This is a genomic window from Arthrobacter sp. Z1-9 (assembly GCF_054792695.1).
In genome coordinates this window covers 2880692-2901263 of record NZ_CP096456.1, presented here as the reverse complement: position 1 = coordinate 2901263, position 20572 = coordinate 2880692, and the positions used below count along the sequence as shown (strand labels likewise).

The following is a 20572-nucleotide window of genomic DNA, read 5'->3' as shown; positions in this document are numbered from 1 at the left end:
AAGTCTGAAGTTCGCTCCGTCACAGCCCAAGCTCTCAAGGTGCGCCGGTGCAACAGCGCCCAGTAGGCTAGTACGGTGACTACTCCCACTGCATCCCAGACTTCCCAGAAGCCGGTGCTGGTTGTTGACTACGGTGCCCAGTACGCGCAGCTGATTGCCCGCCGCGTCCGGGAAGCGAACGTGTATTCGGAAGTGGTTCCGCATACCTACACAACCGAGCAGCTCCTGGCCAAGAACCCCGCCGCCATCATCCTTTCCGGTGGCCCGTCCAGCGTCTACGCTGACGGTGCCCCGAGCGTTGGTGCCGACCTTTTCGAGGCCGGTGTCCCCGTCTTCGGCATCTGCTACGGCTTCCAGGCGATGGCCAATGCCCTGGGCGGCAAGGTGGACAAGACCGGGCTGCGGGAGTACGGCTCCACGGAAACCACCCTCCTCGGCGAGGGCCGCTCGGTCCTGGAGGGCATGCCCCAGCACCAGAACACCTGGATGAGCCACGGCGACTCCGTCCACGAGGCGCCGGACGGCTTTGAAGTCCTGGCGACGACGGCGGGTGCTGAAGTAGCTGCCTTCGCCAACGAGGAAAAGGGCCTGTTCGGTGTCCAGTGGCACCCCGAGGTCAAGCACTCCGCCTACGGCCAGCAGGTCCTGGAAAACTTCCTCTTCAAAGGTGCCCGGCTGGAACCGAACTGGACCACGGGCAACATCCTCGAGGAGCAGGTGGAGCGCATCCGCAAGCAGATCGGCGATGCCAGGGTCATCTGCGGCCTGTCCGGCGGCGTTGACTCCGCCGTCGCCGCTGCCCTTGTCCAGCGCGCCGTAGGCGACCAGCTCACCTGTGTCTTCGTGGACCACGGCCTGCTGCGCGAAGGCGAAGCAGAGCAGGTGGAACGCGACTTCGTCGCCGCCACCGGCGTGAAGCTCTACGTGGCCAACGAACAGGAACGCTTCCTCTCAGCCCTTTCCGGGGTCAGCGATCCGGAAACCAAACGCAAGATCATCGGCCGCGAGTTCATCCGGGCCTTCGAAGAGGCAGAACTTGCCATCATCGCCGAGGCCGCCGCCCACGGCGAGAAGATCAAGTTCCTGGTCCAGGGCACGCTGTACCCGGACGTCGTCGAATCCGGCGGCGGCGAAGGTGCCGCGAACATCAAGAGCCACCACAACGTGGGCGGCCTGCCCGAGGACCTGCAGTTCGAGCTCGTGGAACCGCTGCGCGCCCTCTTCAAGGATGAGGTCCGCGCCGTCGGTGCCCAGCTCGGACTGCCGCAGGAGATCGTGGGCCGCCAGCCCTTCCCCGGACCGGGACTCGGAATCCGCATCGTCGGCGAGGTCACCAAGGACCGCCTGGACCTGCTCCGCAAAGCCGACGCAATCGCCCGGGCCGAGCTCACCGCAGCCGGTCTGGACAACGAAGTCTGGCAGATGCCGGTGGTGCTGCTGGCCGACGTCCGCAGCGTGGGCGTTATGGGTGACGGCCGCACCTACGGCCACCCGATCGTGCTCCGCCCCGTCTCCTCGGAGGACGCCATGACGGCGGACTGGTCACGCCTGCCGTATGAGCTCCTCGCCAGGATCTCGAACCGCATCACCAACGAGGTGGAGGGCGTCAACCGCGTAGTGCTCGATGTCACCAGCAAGCCGCCGGGAACCATCGAGTGGGAATAGCATCATGAGTGGCCGGCCTCCCGTGAAGGAGGCCGGCCACTGCTATTTCCTCCACCTAAAACTCCGCAATTTAGCCTCCTCCAGTGTTGCGGTCTCTCAGTCCGGGCATCGAAGCGGCTACGCTCGAATCTATGCCGGTATGGTCCAGGGCGTCACGTGCAAACGCAGAAAAGAAGGCAGTAGTGTCAGTTGGTCAAGACCACCCGGAAGGCTCCGAAGAGCTCCGTAAATGGTTGTCCGGGCTCAAACCCGTCACCGGGGCGGATACGATGCTGCGCTTCACCAAAACCCCCGAAGGCTCCATCGACCTGACGCACGCCCACCCGTCCGGCCTCGCCCAGCTCATGGCCGGGCGCAAGACGCGGCTCTCCACGCTGATCCGGGACCGCCAGCAGTACGTCGTCGCGGCCAGGGCTTCGCGCAACATCCGATCCAAGATTTTCGAGCTTGCCAACGACCGCGGCATCGATGCCGGCTATTTCTCCGCAGGCACGGTGGTATGGACTTCTGCGGTGGGCGGCAAGCCCCAGCGCATCTCGGCTCCCGTTATGCTCACGGCGATTTCCCTCACCGTCCGGCCGGGGGAGGACGACTACGAACTGCAGTTGACCGAGCAGGCCCACATCAACCCGGCCCTGGTGCGGCACCTGAAGAACATCCACGGCATCGTCTTTGACGTCAACGCCGTCACCCGGCTCGCCTACAGCACAGCACGCTTCGATCCCCAGCCGGTCCTGGACAAACTGGCTGCTCTCATCCGGCCCATCCACGGTGCCGAGGCCCAGCACAACCTGCTGGTTTCCACCTTCGCGGACCTCTCCGGGAACCTGGACGACCCGTGGATCAACGACTCCAACCCCATCGTTTCCAACCTTGCCACCGCTGCAGGTGGAGAAGTGGTGGACGTCGACGAGCCGGACCCGTCCCGTTTCCCGCCGCTGGACAGCAGGCACCCCAGGGACGAGATGCTCCTGCTGGACGCGGACATTGACCAGCAGTACGTGATCGATGCTGCCCGCGCGGGCGATTCCCTCGTTGTGAGCAGCCCTCCGGGCACCGGCCAGACCCAAACGGCCATCAATACCATCGGTGCCCTGGTGGACGCCGGAAAAACGGTCCTGGTAGTTGGCGACCGCCGTGCCAGCCTCAACGAAGTGTCCGGGCAGCTTGAAAGCCTGGGCCTCGAATCCATCATGTTCCAGCTGTCCGGGAACGTCACTCCGCAGCAGCTCAAGGGCCAGCTGGTCCGGGCGATCGTCCGTAACGAAAAATCCCTGGAACCCCAGCTGGGGAACCTGCACAACACCCTGACTGAGCACCGCCACGCCTTGATGGACCATGTGGCGTCGCTGCACAACGTCCGCCAGCGCTGGGGCTGCTCGCCCTACCAAGCCATGCAGTCGCTCGCTCAGCTGACGTCGATCCACCCGGCGCCCGCCACCACCGTGCGGCTGAAACGCAGTGTCCTGGACAGCATCCGGGACCGGGATGAGCTTGCCGGCAGGCTCCGGCGCGCCGCTGAGCTGGGCAGCTTCAGCAAGGCGTCCACCACCAGTCCCTGGCATGGCGCGCGCCTGCTTACGCGCAAGGAGACTGAGGAAGCCCAGGACCTGGTCCGCTCGGTGGAGAAGAGCCTGCCGGTCCTGCGGGAACGCATGAACGCCGTGGCGGAGCATGCCGAGATCCGGCTGGGCGCTTCCTTCGCCGAATGGGGCGAGCAGCTCGATCTCCTGGTGGCCGTCCGCGGAAGCCTGGACAAGTTCACCCCCGACATTTTCGACCGGCCGGTCACCGACCTCATCTCGGCTACAGCACCTTCCGGTTGGCGTCGGGAGCGGGGCATCGAGATGACCGCCATGCAGCGGTCACGGCTGCGCAGGGTTGCCAAGGAATATGTCCGGCCCGGCGTCCATATTGCCGATCTCCACAGTTCGCTGGTCCTGGTCCAGGAACAGCGCGCGTTGTGGGCAGGCTACGCCACCACGCAGCGCCACCCGGCCGTGCCGTCCGGACTCGCCGAAATCAGCATGATGTACCGCGCCCTGGAGCGCGAACTGGCCCAGCTGGGCGAGGCGCTCCGGCACACAGAGGGGGGCGGCTCGCTGTCCACCGTCCGGTATGAAGACCTGATGGAACGGCTCGAGCGGCTCGTGGCGGACACCGACACCCTCAAAACACTGCCGGAGCGTACCCTCCTGGTGGAGAACATGCGCGAGCACGGGCTGGGGGAACTCCTGGCAGACCTGGCCGAGCGGGAGGTTCCGGCAGGTTCAGTCGCCGCGGAACTCGAACTGGCCTGGTGGCAGTCGGCGCTCGAAGCGATGATCAGCGGGGACGACTACCTCGCCATGTCCGACGGTGACGCCCTTCGGCAGCTGGAGGCCGAGTACCGGCTGGCGGACAACGCGCACATCGCCAGCGGGGCGGCCCGCCTTCGGTGGGACCTGGCCGAACGGTGGCGGGCCGGCATCGCCGCCCATCCCCGCCAGGCCGACCTCCTGCGCAGCCTCCTGAAGGACGGCAGGGTGTCCCTGCCGTCGCTGACGGCACAGGCTCCCGACCTGATCGGCACCCTCGTTCCGGTGTGGTCCGTCAGCCCGTACCTGATGACGGGCCTGCTGCCCGCGGAGCAACACTTTGACGCGGTGGTCATCCTGGACTCCGAAGCCACCTCGCTCCAGGCTGTGCTGCCATCCATCGCCCGTGCCCGCCAGGTCATCGCCTTCGGCGACGCCATGATCGCCAGCCCCCGGACGTTCACCGTCGGCGTGGAGCGGCTGGCCGCGGGCGAGACGGCACACCAGCGGGTGGAGAGTGCTTTTAATGCGCTCTCGGCCGTGCTACCCGTGTGGCGGCTGAACTTCGTTTACCGTGCCGTGGACGAGGACCTGGTCCTCCAGCTCAGCAAGAACTTCTACGACGGCGCCCTGCGGCGCCTTCCCGAGGGCCAGTCCGCCACGGGCCTGGACCGGTCCCTGCTGGTGGAGTACCTGCCGGACGGCACCGGACTGCCAAGCGCGGACCACGAAGGCGTGGAATCGGTGGTGGCTGAGGTCAACCGCGTGGTCCAGCTGGTTTTCGAACATGCACGCACCCGTCCCCGCACCTCCCTGGCAGTGGTCACGGCCAGCCTCCGCCATGCTGCCCGGATCGGGGAGTCCATCCGGCTCCAGCTGCCCAACCACCCGGGCCTTGCCGGCTTCTTTGGTGCCGGGCCCGAGTCCTTCCGGGTTGTTGACCTGGAACGGGCCCAGGGCCTGGTGCGCGACCACGTCATTTTCTCGCCCGGTTTCGGCCGCACCCCGCACGGCCGCGCCCTGCACAACTTTGGTCCGCTTTCCGCTGAAGGGGGCCGGGAGAAATTCGCCCTGGCCATGACCCGGGCACGCCGGTCGATCCACGTGCTGACCTGCTTCCGGCCCGAGGACCTGGACCACACCCGGCTGACGCACGGAGCAGTGGACCTGTACTCGCTGCTGGACCGCGAAATTTCCGGAAACACCGATCTGGGGACTCCCGCTTCCCGGGCCGCCGCCAGCGAACAGGCACTTGGCGCCGATCCCCTGGTCGCTGACTTGGGGGACAGGCTCCGGGCCCGCGGCGCGCGGGTATGGCACCAGTATGACGGCGCCATCGACGTCGTGGCGGCCGCGGATCCGCTGAGCACCATGGGACAGGACGAGACCGACCTGCCCTGGCCCGTGGCCATCGAGTCCGACGGAACCGAGCAGTACCGCACCATGAGCGTGCGTGAACGGAGCCGGCTGCGGCCGCAACTCCTGGAGCGCCTGGGCTGGCGGTACATGCCGCTGTGGACCATCGAGGTGTTCACCGATCCGTCAGCCTGCGCCGACCGGATTGCCGCTTACCTGGGCCTGGAGCGGGCGGTGTTGCGGGACCGGACGTCAACCTCAACAGGGTTCCTTGACGACGACGTGGACCAGGCGCTCAATGGTATCGACGCCGGGGAACAGGCACGCCGCCGGCCCCAGGAGAAAAACGTGGACAGCAAGGAGGCGGCCTCCGTGGCCCCTGAACAGAACACCAACGGCACGGCGGACGGGCAGTCAGTTTCCGCCGGACCTGCCCTCGAAAGCGACCAGAGCCAAGACCACCAGAGCCAAGACGAACAGGGCCAAAGGGAAGCCAAGGGGCAAGGGCACAGCGTGCCGCAGGGCATTCTGCCCACCAAGGCCTCGGAGGATGACCCACGGGGCTGGGGCGATGCTGATGAAGACCACGACGCCTGGCTGAAGGAACAAAAGCCGCCGCACTGGGGCTGATGGGCCTGGTCTGGGGGACTTAGTCTGGGGGACTGGGGGCTTGGGGGACCCGGGCCGACAACAGGTTGACGTCGGCCTAGGGTCCAACGAGGACGAAGAAGAGTTTGCCCTGGGTGGAGGCCCCGGCCAGCCGGGCAGCCTGCTCCGCGCTTGCCGCCACCACGATCAGCCCGTCCGTCTCCGCGGTGCCCAGCCACTGCCCGCTCTGGCCGCCCTTGCCGGAGGTCCACAGGACGGGAACCGATGATGCCAGGACCTCGGACGGTGCCTGCTGGTCGAAGCCGTTCGCCGCGGTCAGCACGACATTGACCAGCTGCCCGGGGGAGACGAGCTGGATGGATGACGGATCGGCCATCCGCAGGGGCACCGCGGCCGAGCCCGGAGGTGTACCGGCCAGGAGCCCGGGACCGAGCAGTTGGGCATCCGTCAGCAGCTGGCCCTTCCGCAGCGGAGCCGCAAGTTGCTTGCCGGCCAACTCACTTTCTTCATCCAAAAACCCCGCGGACATCAAGTCCGGCGGTACCTGCACGTGGGCAAGGTCTGACGCCGCCATCGCAGCGCCGACAGGCAGATCCCTCGCGGCGGCCAGGGCCGTGACCGTGTGGACCGGCGCGGGAGTGAGCTGATGGACGGTGATGGCAGCCGCCGCGCAAAGCAGCAGCGCCACAGCGAGCCGGCGGTTCCGGCTCAGCCAGCCGCCAAAGCGGAGATGCGCAGGCCGGCGGCCGGAACTGCCGGGACGGCGGCGCGTGCGAGTGTAGCGGGAGGCAACCCGGCCGGAGCGGAGAAGGTTTGCAGGCATGCACCTACGCTATGGCCGTAGGAATGAGCGGCAACAGGAGCGCAGTGCGCTATGTGGACAAGCCGGGCAGGCCGGCGTCGGACGGTCCCGCTTAGCTGGCTGCAGCCGCCGGGGCGGAGGCCGCGGGTGCCGCTGCGGGGGCGGAGGCTGCAGCCGCCGGGGCCGGCGAAACGGTGCTTCCCTTGGAGTCCCGGGAATCCGTGCGGTAGAAGCCGGAACCCTTGAAGACGACACCTACGCTGTTGAACTTCTTGCGCAGCGTCCCCTGGCACTCCGGGCACGAGGTCAAAGTACTGTCCGAGAACGACTGGACGATGTCGAAGGCATGGCCGCAATCCTTGCAGGCGTACGCGTACGTTGGCACTGGTGCTCCTCCTCTTGGGCAAACGGGAGGTCCCGTGCTGCCTAGACGGATGTCCGGTTAGCAGTCGCAGGGCCTGAGTGCTAATTCTATCATCCCCGCAGCATTGCGCTGCGGGATTCAGCGGTGGCCGTCGAGCGGCAGGAACCCGGACGGCGCCAGGACGGCGGGGACGGGGCGGTCGAACTCCTCCTCGGGGATTCCGCCGGCGGGGAGCAGTTCTTCGTCATAGACAACGGCAGCCAGCGGAATGTTCTTCCCTGCGGTTGCGAGATGGCCCAAAAACTTGTCGTAGTACCCTCCCCCTTGCCCAATGCGGTTGCCGGAAAGGTCGACGGCGGTGGCCGGGATGAAGAGGGCGGCCGCAGTTCCTGCCACCTCCGGTCCGTGCCTGTCACCCTTGGGTTCCAGGATCGGGGCGAACCGGCTCTGCTCAAAGCCGGCGTCGGGGTTCCAGAAGACCCAGGCAAGCTCCCGGCCGGGTTCGCAGACGGGCAACAGGACGTGGTGGCCGGCGGTGTGGAGCGCGTTGATCAGCGGAAGTGTGGGCGGTTCAACGCCCACGCCGAAGTAAACGCAGAACGTGGCAGGAGCACCGCCGGCCAGGGATGCAGCCCAACCGGCGCCGTGGCGGGCGATGGCAGCCCCGGCGGCCTCCAGTTGCTGCGGGCTCAAAGCGGCACGCCGCTGCCGATGGGCCGTACGGATCCTGGTCTTGGTGGCCTTGGCCTCCTGGGCGTCCTCAAGCACTGTGTATTCCTCCATCGGTTGCCGTTGTGGCGGTTGGCGGTGCGGCCGCAGGGCGGGCAGCAACCGTTCAATGATTACTGATTGCTTGACGCTGACGTTAGATTAGTCGGGTGACTACCAGTAACCCGAGGGTTCGCAAAGCCGTTATTCCCGCTGCCGGACTCGGCACCAGGTTCCTGCCCGCCACCAAGGCCATGCCCAAGGAAATGCTTCCGGTCGTAGACAAGCCTGCCATCCAGTATGTGGTTGAGGAAGCCGTCAACGTGGGCCTCAATGACCTGCTGATGATCACCGGGCGGAACAAGCGGGCCCTGGAAGACCACTTTGACCGGGTGCCGGCGCTGGAGTCCACCCTTGAGGGCAAAGGGGACACAGCAAAACTCGAGTCCATCCAGGCTGCCAGCAATCTTGGCGACATCCACTATGTCCGCCAGGGCGACGCCAACGGTCTCGGCCACGCTGTCCTCCGGGCAAAGCAGCACGTGGGCAATGAAGCCTTCGCCGTCCTTTTGGGCGATGACCTGATCGATGCCCGCGATGAACTCCTCAGCACCATGATCGATGTGCAGGCGAAAACAGGAGGCTCCGTCATTGCCCTCATCGAGGTGGAGCCGTCGGAGATCAGCGCTTACGGCTGCGCCGATATCGAGGAAATTGACGGCGAGGACTACGTGCGCGTCAACCGCCTGGTAGAGAAGCCCGCCGCAGACGAAGCCCCGTCCAACCTTGCCGTCATAGGCCGCTACGTACTGCACCCCGCCGTCTTCGATGTCCTGGAGCACACCGGTCCCGGAAGGGGTGGCGAGATCCAGCTCACCGATGCGTTGCAGGAGCTTGCGTCCGGAGAGGGCGAGGGGCAAGGCGTTTACGGCGTTGTGTTCCGGGGGCGCCGCTACGATACCGGCGACAAATTGAGCTACCTCAAGGCCTGCGTCCAGCTGGCCATTGACAGCGAAGACCTGGGTCCTGGCCTGCGCGAGTGGCTGCCGGGCTTTACCGCCAGCCTGTCCAAGTAGCACCGTGCGCGCCGGCCCCATCTGGCCCGTAACCCTTGAGTGCGGAGACCTGGTCCTCAGGCCCATCAGGTACCGGGACAAAAAAGAGTGGACAGAAGTGCGTGCCCGCAACAGCGAATGGCTGGCCCCGTGGGAAGCTTCCAACCCGGATCCCGCCGGAGGCTTGCCTGATTACCGGCAAATGGTCCGCTCCCTGAACGCGCAGGCGGCCCAGGCCACGGCCCTTCCCTTTGTCATCACTGAACGCAGTCCCGGGAGCAGGAACCCGGCGATTGTTGGCCAGCTGACTGTCTCGTCCATTGTGTGGGGTTCGGCCATGATGGCGACCCTAGGGTACTGGGTTGACCAGGCGCGTGCGGGGCGGGGGATAGCACCCACTTCTGTGGCCCTGGTGACGGACCACTGCTTCCGGACCTTGGGGCTGCACAGGATGGAAATCAACATCCGGCCCGAGAACGGACCCAGCCTGCGGGTGGTGGAGAAGCTGGGTTTCCGGGATGAGGGATACCGGCCGCGCTATTTGCACATCAACGGCGAGTGGGCCGACCACCGGTCGTTTGCCTTGACGTCGGAGGAAGTTCCGGAGGGGTTGCTGCAGCGGTGGCTTGCCTCCCGGCCGTCATAAATCCATTGATTTGTCAGCCGCAACACGACACACCGCGGCTAATGCGGCTGGAGCCGACATGATGCTCATACGGTTTTGAGTGTGGACTTCCCCCTTAGCAGCTCAGTGATCCTTGTGGTTGCCGTTGTGCTCTGGATTGTATGGGTTGCCCCCTACGTCCTCCGGAACCGCCGGCACCAGTTCCAACCCGCCGGTGACTTCCTGGCAGACACCCCCGCCGATGAACTACCGGACCCTCGAGCAGGGCTGGTTCTGAAGGTCGCCGCCCAGCAGGAGAAAGCCATGGACACCAGGAAGAGCACCGGATCCAGTGTGGCCACAGCGGCCAGCGCTGCCCCGACAGGCCAGTTCCGGATCCGGTACGGCCGGACGGCACTCGCCCTCGTGGGACTGGTTTCCCTGCTGACCGCATTCCTTTCCGCCGTATTGCTGGCGTTTGGCCTGGGAACTCCGGTTCTCCCGCTGGTCTGCACAGCCCTGACAGTGGCTTCCGTAGCCCTTCTTCGCTGGCTCGCCCTCCGTGACCGCAGTTCCAAAGTCAACGCTGCTTTCCGCTCTGCCATGACCGCGCCTGCGCCGCGGCCCGCAGCGGAGCATGTCCCGCCCAAGCCGGAAGCAGCCCCGGTGCGCCCGGAAAGCCCGCTCTTTGACGCGGAGGCCGACAAGCCCAAGATCAAACCCCTGACAGCCCTGGAACTCCGCGAAGCCGCCCTTGCCGTTGCGGTGGCCGCCGGTGACACCAGCGCAGCACAGCCCGCACCCGCAACCACCTGGGAGCCCGTGGAGGTGCCCAAGCCGGTCTATGTCGAGGCCGCGAAGGCCGAGCGCCCGGCACCCGAGCCGCTGGAGCTGCCGGAGGCGCCCAAGGCCACCGGCAAGCCGTCCCTGAAGCAGGGCGCAGCCGCAGTCCCCGCCACCCCGGCTCCGGAAGCCCAGCAGCTCACCAAGGCCCAGAGCGCGCTCAGCAACCTCGACGACGTCCTGCAGCGCCGCCGCGCCTGACCAGCTGGTCCCGGGCAGGTTCCCGTGACAGTCGTCCGGGTGCCGGTTGGCATTGGGCCGGGAAAATTTGTAGCCTAGGTTCACCGGTGTCGCACCTGTTGTTCAGGCGGCTGGTTCCGGGGTTATAGCTCAGTTGGTAGAGCGCTTCGTTCGCATCGAAGAGGTCAGGGGTTCGAATCCCCTTAGCTCCACAGAATGCAGGGTTTTGAAGCCCAGGGCTATGCCTGAATAAACACTTTGGTAACACTTTGTGGCAAATGTGTGATGGGTTTCAGAGCTTGAGCAATGTGTCATGGCGCCATCCTAGACGCGGTAGTGTCAGCGGCCATCCATTGGGTTGTTACGACATCGAAGTCGGGACGGGATTTAGGACACGGGCTCCCTAGGAAGAAGGCTCCAACAGCAACTGTCGAGGAGCGCTCAGCTGCCCCGGCTGTGCCTTCTATCGCATACGTCGCAGACCGTTGACGTCCGGGGGGATCTAATGCTGGCGTTTTCCCCACCGTCCGGAGCCGGCGAAGCGGCCCACAATGATGGCCCGGCGGAAGCCGAACATCTCTGGACGCGTTGGCCAGGGGATGCCAACCCCTGGCAATGAGGGGTGGTTGCGCTACCGGCTTGGCGCTTGCACAATCGATGACCAGTACAACCTAGTCAGATTTGGCCTAGCACCTACTGGATCTACCCAGACCGCACTCGGCCACCACAGACCTGGTCCAGTGGAGGCCCGAGTGAATTTGTACTTCGGGGTGAAACTGGTGAACAAGGTGAATTTGGTGAAAGTGGTCGGGAAGGCCAAGGAATCTAGGAGGGGGTGGCGATACAGTAGGGGCCGGTTCATCGTTCTGCAGTGACCGACGAACAAGGCGGCAGATTAGTGGGCTGGTAGCTGGCCTTAAGTCGGTCTTGTGACCCGAAGTGAGTCTTGTGAGTCTCCCCGGCTCGCGGACGATTTCTAGTGGATAAACCGGTAAGGGGGTAGGCGGGTATGGATGAGCCCAAGTGGGTTTTTATAGGAGACACTCACGGGGACACGGGCTGGATGCGGACCGTACTGGTCTCCGCGGCCAGGGCGGGGGTCCGCTCATTGATCCACGTCGGGGATGACGCTTTCGACTTCCCAGGCCGCAACAGGCCAAAGCACGCCAATCGCGTGAATCACATCCTGGAAGAGCATGGCCAGACCCTCTATTTTACGGGCGGCAACCATGACAACTGGTCCACACTCTTGAAGCTCAAAACAGAACGTGACGGGCTGGCCACCTGGCGTCCGAACATCCGTGTCTTTCCCCGTGGCGGCCGTGCGGTTGTGGAGGGGTTGACGATCGGACCAATCGGTGGTGCCTTTAGCGTCGACGCCAGCCACAGAACCCGCGAGAAAGATTGGTGGGACACGGAGCAGCCGACTCGCGAGGATGCTCAGCGACTGCTGGCTGGCGGCCCCGTGGATGTCCTTGTTACGCATGACGTCCCCCTGGCGGTGCCGATGGTTGGGGACTTCGACCTGCCGCCGGCTCTTGTTGATCAGGCTAACGTGACCAGGCAACTTCTCCAGGAAATTGTCGATCAGCTGCGCCCCCGTCACCTGTTCTGCGGCCATTGGCATCAGCGAAAGACACATGACCTCATGCACCCAGACGGCAGTGTCACCACGGTGGAAATCCTGGCGAATGAGTACAACCGGCGCACCAACGCAGTGCTGGTCACTCGGGGTGAGCACGGCCTAGTAGTTGAGCCCCTGGACCTCAGCGGCAACTGATTCACTACCGTTCAGCGGAGTTGAGATGACTCGCTCGTCCCATTCACTCCCGGTCACAAGCCTTGGCTTAGGGCCAACTTCCAGCCCGTAATTTGCCGCCTCGATCGTCGGTCCCAGGCTGCAGGAGTGCTTCTTCCGGATGAGGGCGACCTGGCGACACGCCAGAATCGGGAAATACTGGCATCACTCGAGTGGTCATGTATGTTGGGAGCAATCCTCTCCAGGGGATAACAAAGGACCAGTCCGGCCAGACCGGTTCACGTAACAAAATCCGGTAGCTCTAGTAGATCTACCTTTCGACTTACAAACTGTCCCGCCGCCAAGCATGTTCAGGATGTAAGTCTCATGCTTCGGAGGCCCGCCTAGTGCGGGCCTCCTTTTGTATGTCCCCTTGATTAGGCATTCGGGCCATGCTGCCTTCAATACAAGCTCTTGCCCAATCAGCGCTCAACCAGCATGTACCGGGCAGGCGATATTGAGCTAGTACGCTTTGTGCTCATGATCCTCTTACTAGCCGCCAAGAAGGGCGGCGTCGGCGAGAGTACCCTGGCCGTGAATTTGGCCGCAGAAGCCGCGGTATCCGGCCGGAGCGTGGTTCTCGTGGATACCGACCCGTCTATAGACACGACGACAATTTGGGCCCAGGATCGGCAAGAGGGAGGGCTGACCCCGGACGTACATGCCGTGCGCCGCCGCGGGGACATCCTGCACCACGAACTGCAGCGCCTGGACGACGTTCATGACCTGGTCGTGGTGGATATTGCGGGCAAGGACTCAGAGGAGCTGCGTCTTGGCCTGGTCGTAGCTGACCTGGTACTCATCCCCATTGAGCCGAGCCAAGCCGTTCTGGACCAGACCGAGGCACTGGTCAACACCATCATCAAGGCTCGCAAGCTCAAGCCCGACCTCCGCGCTCTGGCCGTTCTAAACCGGGTACGCACGCATGTTTTCGACCGTTCAGCCTCTGAGGCCAGGAAGGTCCTGGACCAGTTCCCGGAGATGTCCCTGGCCGGGGTGAAGATCCATGAACGCAACGCCTTCCGGGTGCTTGGACGGCGGCCGGGGCGTGAGCGAAATGAAAGACAGCAAGGCACGAGCAGAAATCCAGCTACTGGCAAAAGAGGTATTCCCATGGTGACCGCACGCCCCCGCAGGACCCCGGCTGACACGGATGTCAAAACATTCGCCGCCGAGGCAGAGAAGCCTCAGGAGAGGGCACCCGAGGTCCCTTCCTGGAAGCGCCGCAACAAGGAGCCGAAGGTGGCCGGCGTGAGCCTCCGCACGTCAGCCAGCCAGCAGGAGATGCTGCGCCGCGCGGCTGAGATCGAGGACATGAGCCAACAGAAGATCGTGGCAATGACTGAGCTCTTCATGTCCCGCTCGAACGAACCGTGCCGGTACAGGACAAGACAGACCAAGCATGTACGGGCCGTATTGGTCCCGGCCGGGCCGAACCGGTACAAACCGAACCGGTACAGTCCATGCCGATATGGATTGTACCGTCACCTGGCGGCGATGACTGGGCCGCTCCACGATGATCGTTGAAACGGAGACCGCGTATTATCTGCTGGACCTAGCCGTCATGACGCTCAAGCGTGTGCCCAGGGACGCCGCAGTTGACGTCCCGGACAGCCGGCACGACCTGCCTGCCGCGGTGGCCTCCCTGCGCAAAGACGGGGAGGACATCCCGTTCTCCTTCCTGGCGCCGCTGGAGGTAGGTAAGCCCGCCAGGTTCCTGCTCCGCTTAGGAGCGGACGGGGTAGCGACTAGCAGAACGACCACAGACGTCCTGGCCATCATCACGGACGTGTGACAGGCCCACCGCTCTCTTCCTCAGGCTGGCGGTGGTCAGCGGGCAACCACATTGACGCCGGCAGCCTGCAAGGTGGCCATGTGCTGGATTGATGATGCGCCGTGGTCTTCGCTGCTGGCTGCGCCTGTCAGATCGAAGCTGTATATGAGATCTTCCCGCGTCGGCAGACTGTCGCTGCAGGGCCAGGATCTCCTCGACCTTGCTCGCGCCGTGATCGGGGCTGTTGGCTGTGTCCGTGAGGTCGATAACGTGAACCGAGGGGTCCTCACTGAGGATCTGCCCCCTGTCGCGGATGGCCTTGGCGATCTGCTCGTCGGTTAAACTCGCGGCTTCAGTCGAGGGGGCCGGCTCCGTATTGAGCTGGAAGATGGAGACCGCACCGCTGACTGCGCCGTCAACGACCCCAGGGTACATTGCCGTAAACACTGCAGCAGAGGCGAGGACCAGTACTGTCGCGATCGGGATTGCAAGGGAGGTGGCCATGATGCCTTCTTTCGGTCTGACATGAAAATGAGGGTTGGGCGAATGGTTGCCGGCAGGGGGCGATTTATCCAGTTTGGTGCAGGGGCTCGAGGGTGACCTGGTAACCCAGGGATTCGAGTTGTCCGATTGCGCGGGCTTTTGCCTTGGCGGGTGTGCGTTGCGTGAAGTAGTCGGCTCCGGGGTCGCGGTAGAGTTCGCCGGTGGCGAGCATGTGCCAGGCCGCGGTGAGCATGGCATGTTCGACCGCAACGAGAGCCTTAACGGGTCCGCGCCGGAAAGCGATGCGCCGGTACTTCGCTGAGAAGTATGTGCCGTTGGACCGTACCGCCGAGAGGGCCGCGATGCCCAGGGCGCCTTTGAGGTATCTGTTGCCCGGGCGGGTCTTGGTGGATTTGATCCGGCCGGCGGATTCGTTGGCTCCGGGGGACGTGCCTGCCCATGATGCCAGCTGTTGCGGTGTCGGGAAGACCCTCATGTCGGTCCGGTTTCGGCGATGAAGACCTCGGCGATGGTGGTGCTGAATCCCGGGATGCTGGTCAGGAGCTCCCGGGCGAGGCGAAAGGGCTCCATCGCCTCCTCGATTCTGGCGCTGAGGTCTTTGATGTCGGCGGTGTGGGCATCGATGCGGTGCAGATAGAGGGCCGCCATGTAGCGGTGATGGTCGCTGAACCGGCCGGTGAGTGCGTCGGTGAGCTCGGGGATCTTTGCACGCATCCTCCCGTGGGCCAGTTCCGCCAGTACGGCGGGGTCGTCCTCCCCTTCGATGAGTGCCTGCAGCATCAGCCGTCCCGAGAGCCCGGTGATGTCCGAGGCTACCGAGGACAGTTTGATGCACGCGTCCTCGAGCAGTTTCTCCAGGCGCTGCATTTCCCTGGTGCGTTCACGGGTGATTAGTGTCCGGGCGCGGGTCAGGTCCCGCAGCTCGCGTACCGGTGGCGGGGGCACGAAGGAGGCTCGGACCAGCCCGTGAGCGCCGAGATCGGCGAGCCAGGCCGCGTCCGAGACATCGGTTTTGCGGCCGGGGACGTTTCTGGCGTCGCGGGCGTTGACCAGGATCACGTCCAGGCCTTCGTCTTCGAGCAGGTAGTAGAAAGGGCGCCAGTAGTCGCTGGTGGCTTCCATCACGACCAGGGTCACGTGTTCGTTCAGCAGGTGGTCCCTCAGGTCCAGGATCCGCGCGGTCATCGCGGCCCAGGTCGTGACGGTGGACGTGGTGGGCCGGTTGCCGCGGCCCTGGATACGGACGCAGACCTTAGCGTCCTTCTTCGAAACATCGACACCCGCGCAGCGCGAGTGAATGACCTCCATGGTGGATCACCTTCCGAAACCGTTTCGTGCGGACAAGGCGTCTGTGTTCCGGGGAGGGCGGATAAACAACAAATCTGACATACGTGCTCGAAGGCAACATTCCACGGTCCCGCGGACAAAAAGCTGTGCCCTCCACCACCAAACTAGCCCACAGGCTCACCGGCACCATAGAAGCATCGGGGACGACCGAAACACACTCATCAAGTCTGCCCCGCACCATGGAACAACACCAGATATCACCGGCTCAGGTGCCCGCGACGTATATTTTCCATCCCCACGGCGGAGCGAAGCCCCTCGGGAACTAGCCCAAATTGATATGCGCTCGATAGCGAATGAAGCGCCGGACTGGGAGCGGCAGTCCGGGGCTTCGGTTTTTTTAGGCGGACTGGAGCTGAGGCTCTTCCTGTTCCTCTTTGTAGCGCCGCTTGGCGGTTGAGACCGAGAGGCCGGTTTGGGAGGAGATCTCCGCCCAGGTAAGCCCCTCTTCGTCCTTCAGCCCCCGAATGCTGAGTGCGCGGTCGGTCTTGCCCGTGGAAGTCTGCGGAACCGGCGGGACAGCGGCAGGGCGGGGAGTGACGGCCTGTACGGAGGGGCGAGGGGCTGAGACTGCAGGGACGCTCGTAGCCTGCCCTACCTCGGTAATCGGCCTAGCAGTCTGGGGTTCCGGGGCTGCATGCGGCACGCTCTTCAGTTGCACCCTCGCAGGCGCCGGAGCGAGTGGGCTCTTAGTGGCAGCGGCCTGCGCAGTGACCTCTTCCTTTGCCGCCGCCTGCACGCCTTCGGGGCGGGCGATCAGGACGTTCTCAACAACGAGGCTGGCGCCAAGTGCTGCCAACGGCATAAGGGCCGAGAAGGTGGCACCAGCGTAGGTGCCGGCTGACCAGGAGGAGTAATGGACCGTCTCACCGAATGGGCCCGGGGGAGCGGTTCATTCGAGGCTGCAGCCCAGACCAAGGAGATGTACAGTGCGCAGGCCGCCGAGCGCACCGATGAGTTGGCAGTGGCCCGCGCCATCAGGGCCCAGGCCAAGGTCGATGCCGAGAGCTTCTTCGGACCGGTCACGTCCATCCCGAAGGCTGGGCCGTCGCGTGATCGCATGAACGCCTGGCTTCAAGATGCCACCGGTGTCATGGGCCGGAAGGTCCTCTCCGACGCCCAGGTCAAAGCCCTGGAGAAGGAGCTCGTTCGCCGGTTCAGGGCCCGTGGCTACGAGGGGGACACTATAACTGAGCTGGCCCGGATCGTACTCCGTGATGCCGGTTCCTTGATCGGCCCCGATGACTCCATCCCCGCCGCGACCGCGGAGGCCGGCGAGAAGCAGGCCTGGCTCCAGGGCATGGTGGAGAAGATGGACGGCCGGCCCCTGGCGGAGGATGTGCGGACCGCCGCCGGCAAGGAGCTGACCGCCAAGTTCAAGCGCCGCGGATTCGACAAGGACAAGGCCGCGAAGCTGGCGGGGCTCATCCTGGGAGAGACCGGCTGCATGAGCATTCGGGAAAGGGGACACCACTAACTGCTGTTATAAGCAGTTGCTGGAGGGCGTTGTGTATTCGCCGACATGGTGCTCGCTTCGCGACCTTCGCTGCAATCTACTGACTTACTCGGACTGAGCGGCATAGGCAAGACTGCGCTCACCAAGCGCTTGGACTACGCCGCACGCCCCTTACTGTTTGTCAACGTTGGGTTCCTCCCGCGCTGGACTCGGTGTAGGTAGCAAGTCGGAAACTGGATGGAGAACGTTGGAAGCGGCACGATCTCAGGTTGGGCATCGCTGCCTTTCCGGGTTTCCGAAGGTTTCTCATGCGCCGCAGTCCAGGACAGAACCCACAGAGCCACGCCCTGCGTCAGCCTGTGAGATTGCTGAAGTGCTTCACTGGGACCTGTCGCCAGTTAAGCAGGAAGGCGATATTCCTAGCGCATTCGGCCTTTCCCCGGAAAATTGATTTCTTACCCGAATTGTTTGCTGCACATTTGGGGGTTTGCGTATCGGCGGCGAAAAGGGTTCTTAGCCAAGCCTGGCGCAGCGGATCGCCTCTGACAAATCTCCCGATTTCGGGATCCGTCGTGGCGCTCTCTGCCAGTTGTGGATCACCAGCAGCGGCTGTAAGGCGCTTTTGTATCCTGCCCCACGCCATTTTCTTTAGATCATCACTGTCCTCCGCGAACTGGCTCGCAATGCTGCAAGCGGCATTGAAGGCAATAGCTGGCGCCATCGACGCCATAGCGTCCGTGTACCAACGCACCCAATCCTCTGGCCAATTCCATTCCCTCAATTGGTCGTTCTCCTGCGATTGTCCTGGCGGAAGAGCATTGGTAGGTTTTTGGGACGCCGAGGAGGGCAAGTGGAGCCGGCATAGGCTGTAGTACGCCAAAGCAACCTGAGGCCGTAAGCGCTGTTCTAGTTGACGTGTCTCCTTGTGGGATGTTCGGAGCTCGGTCATTAGGGACTGTGCGATCCGCCAAGGCGCATTAAGAAATTTCTCCTGTTCTTTGGCGGCAAGAGTAGTCTCCGCAGTCCCAATTCGCCGCAGAGCTGCAAGGTTCAGTGCGACGGACACGTACGTAAGCTGCAGGCGGTATAGCAGGCTTCGGTATCCCGGCAAAGGACGCGCACTCGCTGCGAGAGGCCCCGCATTGGGGGAGACTTTATCATCATCAGATGATGCCATCGGAAGAGTCTCTTCGTTAGCTAGCTTTATCTTCTCCAGTAGGGATTCGGCGTACTTTTCCAGCTCTTTGTCGTCCTTGGAATCTCGATGTAGAAGGTTCTGGAGAGTAACTTCAGCCAGATTGTTCTTGTAATCGAAATTCAACGCCCGGTACAGAAGAGCACGCTGTTCAGCCCTGTGCCCGTTGTAGTCCGTAGTCGCTAGGTAGTGCAAACCGATGCTTCGCCAGTCCGTGGCGCCGCAAAAGCCCTCGTACCCCTCGTAATGCTCAGCCAGAGTAGCCAAAATGAAGGCGGCAGCCATCTTGTGTAGGTCTACTGGAGGGGCTGGGCGGGATGACAACGGACCCTGTTGGGCTGACTGCGGCATCTCGCCCTGGTCGTTTTTACTACCTCCGACGACGGCTGGTGCCGCCAGCCGAACAGGGAAAAGACGCACATCTGCCCGATCTATGGAAGCCGCCGCAACGTGCCAACCGTTGCGAGTAATTACAACCGAGACGATGTTGTCCGACTGTGAGTCAACGGCTACGTGCCATGGAGTGACAGCGAACACTGCTTGAGCAATTTTTTGCAGTGCAGCCCAAGCGGTGTTTGTTAGCCCTACTGTGACGGCAGCCTCCCCCAATCCAGTAGCATCAGATCCCCTTGGGACCTCGAGCCCGTGCGGGCTTGTCGAACCCAACTCTCCCATCAAGGCCACGACGCGGGTGGTCGTCGCTTCGTTCGCATCTCCGTCTGTCTTGCGGGCGTCAATAGAAATCCGTTGCCGGGTCGCTAGGCCGATTGCAAAAAGTGCTGAGCCTCCAACGGCGAGCAGAATCAAAATCCACTGAATACCCGCACTGTTGCCCCCCGCTACTGCAATATAGGCTAAGACTCCTAGCGACGCTGCGAGCATCAGGGAAAGCCCCGCTACCAGCGCTGTTCGCCTCAGAAGCCTTGACTTCAACTTCCAAGGCAATTTACCGGGTGGCATTACGGAAGTCGGTAGGAACACCAGGAGCCGGGAGAGCACCAAGAGCCCGGCTACGGTCCCTACCCACCATATTGCGAGACTTGCCCAAGGACTTATCCAAGATTCAACATGTTTGTCCCAAAGTGTCTTGGCTCTTTCCGCGGCAGTAGGGTCACTTTGGTTGTCTTGGTCTTGCTTGTTTCCAATTGCCGTCAGCGCTTGTAGTCGGATGTCCTCGCACTCGACCCTCGGCGAGGACTCTCCTGGCGCATAGTCATTGCGAATTTTATCGATTAGTTCTAACGCCTGGTCCGGGTGTTCCTTCAGTAGAATGGCCGCCGACTCGCAGGCTTCGGCAAGGAGTTGCGGCGTGGGTTTCGCTGATGCGCTGCTGCTCGATTCACCTGCCGCAGCATCTGATGATGGAGAAGCGGGCTGCGTAGAACAGCCGCCGAGGAGGATGAGGAGAATCAGCGTTCTAACCGCAACCATCAACGGCCGGCGCCCACGGCGAATGGTGATGGAAGAAGGTTCGGAAGGATTTGTACCCATGAGATTTTCCGTCCTTGGTACCAGGTGGAGCCATTCTGCTCTCGGCAAATGCAATTGGCAACCCTTGAGTCGTAAAGGGGGTTCTGAGTTCGATGCCGTGGCGAAAAGTAAAGTATGCACCTTATCGACGGAAATTCTGACGCCTGTTTCCTAAGTGTTGACTCGCCCCAGACGGCGGTCGTATGCCAGGTCGCGTAAGTGACCTTTCCCCTTATTGGCAGGAGTTCCCTGCTGTATGCCATGTCGCAGTCAAACTTGACATTCTCATAAAAGCAACCTATTGCGGTGTTCCTCAGGAACTGATATGTCAAAAGCTATCTGCCGGATTGGTAAGTGGCGCTTGGCCAAGTCGTGTGGCGCAAGGGTTGTACCGCTGCAGTCGTCACTATCTAGATAAAACTTCCGGTAACCGCCCAACGGCTATCGACACCAAGGCGAGGCTACCGTGCAGTGCCTCAGCGTTTGACCGTGGCAAAGCTGCTCGACGCGGTGCGCGCGAGCTGACAGGTGCGCAAAGGCGAACTTTG

The 20572-nt window shown here is 63.3% G+C and carries 14 protein-coding genes, 1 tRNA gene and 2 pseudogenes; 11 read left to right on the top strand and 6 right to left on the bottom strand.

The genetic code is table 11. The features are described 5' to 3' along the window. Nucleotides 1–75 precede the first annotated feature (75 nt). Nucleotides 76–1665 carry a glutamine-hydrolyzing GMP synthase gene (guaA, locus tag M1D93_RS13405; RefSeq protein ID WP_461172005.1) on the top strand — a complete coding sequence of 530 codons (1590 nt, stop codon included), beginning with the start codon at nucleotides 76–78 and terminating at the stop codon, nucleotides 1663–1665. Nucleotides 1666–1796: 131 nt separating this feature from the next. Further along, the gene (locus M1D93_RS13400; protein ID WP_461172004.1) at nucleotides 1797–5948 is read left to right on the top strand and encodes an AAA family ATPase; all 4152 of its coding nucleotides are present in this window, start codon (nucleotides 1797–1799) and stop codon (nucleotides 5946–5948) included. Between the two features lie 76 nt (nucleotides 5949–6024). On the opposite strand, the gene cpaB is transcribed toward M1D93_RS13400, so the two are convergent. The 3 genes from cpaB to M1D93_RS13385 all read right to left on the bottom strand — a co-directional run bounded on the left by cpaB (nucleotide 6025) and on the right by M1D93_RS13385 (nucleotide 7861). After that, nucleotides 6025–6750 (bottom strand): Flp pilus assembly protein CpaB, encoded by a 726-nt coding sequence (cpaB, locus tag M1D93_RS13395; RefSeq protein ID WP_461172003.1) that lies wholly within the window; start codon nucleotides 6748–6750, stop codon nucleotides 6025–6027. Nucleotides 6751–6841: 91 nt separating this feature from the next. After that, nucleotides 6842–7114 (bottom strand): FmdB family zinc ribbon protein, encoded by a 273-nt coding sequence (locus tag M1D93_RS13390; protein WP_461172002.1) that lies wholly within the window; start codon nucleotides 7112–7114, stop codon nucleotides 6842–6844. A 117-nt stretch (nucleotides 7115–7231) separates the two neighbouring features. Next, a complete protein-coding gene (locus M1D93_RS13385; protein WP_461172001.1) occupies nucleotides 7232–7861 on the bottom strand; it encodes a 5-formyltetrahydrofolate cyclo-ligase in 630 nt (209 codons plus the stop codon). 110 nt (nucleotides 7862–7971) lie between these two features. Here M1D93_RS13385 and galU point away from each other — a divergent pair, with 110 nt between their 5' ends. From galU to M1D93_RS13345, 8 genes and pseudogenes are all read left to right on the top strand, one after another. Continuing rightward, nucleotides 7972–8877, top strand: coding sequence for a UTP--glucose-1-phosphate uridylyltransferase GalU (galU, locus tag M1D93_RS13380; protein WP_461172000.1), 906 nt, complete (start codon nucleotides 7972–7974; stop codon nucleotides 8875–8877). A gap of 4 nt (nucleotides 8878–8881) precedes the next feature. Beyond that, nucleotides 8882–9502 (top strand): GNAT family N-acetyltransferase, encoded by a 621-nt coding sequence (locus M1D93_RS13375; protein WP_461171999.1) that lies wholly within the window; start codon nucleotides 8882–8884, stop codon nucleotides 9500–9502. 81 nt (nucleotides 9503–9583) lie between these two features. Beyond that, nucleotides 9584–10504: a hypothetical protein gene (locus M1D93_RS13370; protein WP_461171998.1), complete on the top strand. Its 921-nt coding sequence runs from the start codon at nucleotides 9584–9586 to the stop codon at nucleotides 10502–10504. 118 nt (nucleotides 10505–10622) lie between these two features. Continuing rightward, nucleotides 10623–10695, top strand: a tRNA-Ala gene (locus M1D93_RS13365). Nucleotides 10696–11492: 797 nt separating this feature from the next. Next, nucleotides 11493–12053: pseudogene (locus M1D93_RS13360) on the top strand (metallophosphoesterase family protein); the annotation flags it as partial. Between the two features lie 78 nt (nucleotides 12054–12131). After that, nucleotides 12132–12263 (top strand): hypothetical protein, encoded by a 132-nt coding sequence (locus M1D93_RS13355; RefSeq protein WP_461175106.1) that lies wholly within the window; start codon nucleotides 12132–12134, stop codon nucleotides 12261–12263. A gap of 498 nt (nucleotides 12264–12761) precedes the next feature. Continuing rightward, the gene (locus M1D93_RS13350; protein WP_461171997.1) at nucleotides 12762–13808 is read left to right on the top strand and encodes an AAA family ATPase; all 1047 of its coding nucleotides are present in this window, start codon (nucleotides 12762–12764) and stop codon (nucleotides 13806–13808) included. Nucleotides 13809–13845: 37 nt separating this feature from the next. Continuing rightward, complete coding sequence (locus M1D93_RS13345) at nucleotides 13846–14076, top strand: hypothetical protein (RefSeq protein WP_461171996.1); 231 nt, start codon at nucleotides 13846–13848, stop codon at nucleotides 14074–14076. 547 nt (nucleotides 14077–14623) lie between these two features. Here the strand turns inward: M1D93_RS13345 and M1D93_RS13340 are convergent. Beyond that, a pseudogene (locus tag M1D93_RS13340) lies at nucleotides 14624–15867 on the bottom strand (IS110 family RNA-guided transposase). Nucleotides 15868–16243: 376 nt separating this feature from the next. Next, nucleotides 16244–16708, bottom strand: a complete 465-nt coding sequence (locus M1D93_RS13335) for a winged helix-turn-helix domain-containing protein (protein WP_461171995.1) — start codon at nucleotides 16706–16708, stop codon at nucleotides 16244–16246. Between the two features lie 51 nt (nucleotides 16709–16759). Between M1D93_RS13335 and M1D93_RS13330 the strand changes: the two genes are divergently transcribed. Further along, nucleotides 16760–17380, top strand: coding sequence for a hypothetical protein (locus tag M1D93_RS13330; protein ID WP_461171994.1), 621 nt, complete (start codon nucleotides 16760–16762; stop codon nucleotides 17378–17380). A gap of 331 nt (nucleotides 17381–17711) precedes the next feature. Here M1D93_RS13330 and M1D93_RS13325 read toward each other — a convergent pair whose 3' ends face one another. After that, complete coding sequence (locus M1D93_RS13325; RefSeq protein ID WP_461171993.1) at nucleotides 17712–20045, bottom strand: hypothetical protein; 2334 nt, start codon at nucleotides 20043–20045, stop codon at nucleotides 17712–17714. Nucleotides 20046–20572 lie beyond the last annotated feature (527 nt).

Bases quoted from the DNA above. Each gene is read 5' to 3' on its own strand.
- cpaB (WP_461172003.1), bottom strand. From the start codon at position 6,750: ATGCCTGCAAACCTTCTCCGCTCCGGCCGGGTTGCCTCCCGCTACACT.
- M1D93_RS13345 (WP_461171996.1), top strand. From the start codon at position 13,846: ATGACGCTCAAGCGTGTGCCCAGGGACGCCGCAGTTGACGTCCCGGAC.
- M1D93_RS13400 (WP_461172004.1), top strand. From the start codon at position 1,797: ATGCCGGTATGGTCCAGGGCGTCACGTGCAAACGCAGAAAAGAAGGCA.
- M1D93_RS13330 (WP_461171994.1), top strand. From the start codon at position 16,760: ATGGACCGTCTCACCGAATGGGCCCGGGGGAGCGGTTCATTCGAGGCT.
- M1D93_RS13335 (WP_461171995.1), bottom strand. From the start codon at position 16,708: ATGCCGTTGGCAGCACTTGGCGCCAGCCTCGTTGTTGAGAACGTCCTG.
- M1D93_RS13355 (WP_461175106.1), top strand. From the start codon at position 12,132: ATGCACCCAGACGGCAGTGTCACCACGGTGGAAATCCTGGCGAATGAG.
- M1D93_RS13350 (WP_461171997.1), top strand. From the start codon at position 12,762: ATGATCCTCTTACTAGCCGCCAAGAAGGGCGGCGTCGGCGAGAGTACC.
- M1D93_RS13325 (WP_461171993.1), bottom strand. From the start codon at position 20,045: ATGGGTACAAATCCTTCCGAACCTTCTTCCATCACCATTCGCCGTGGG.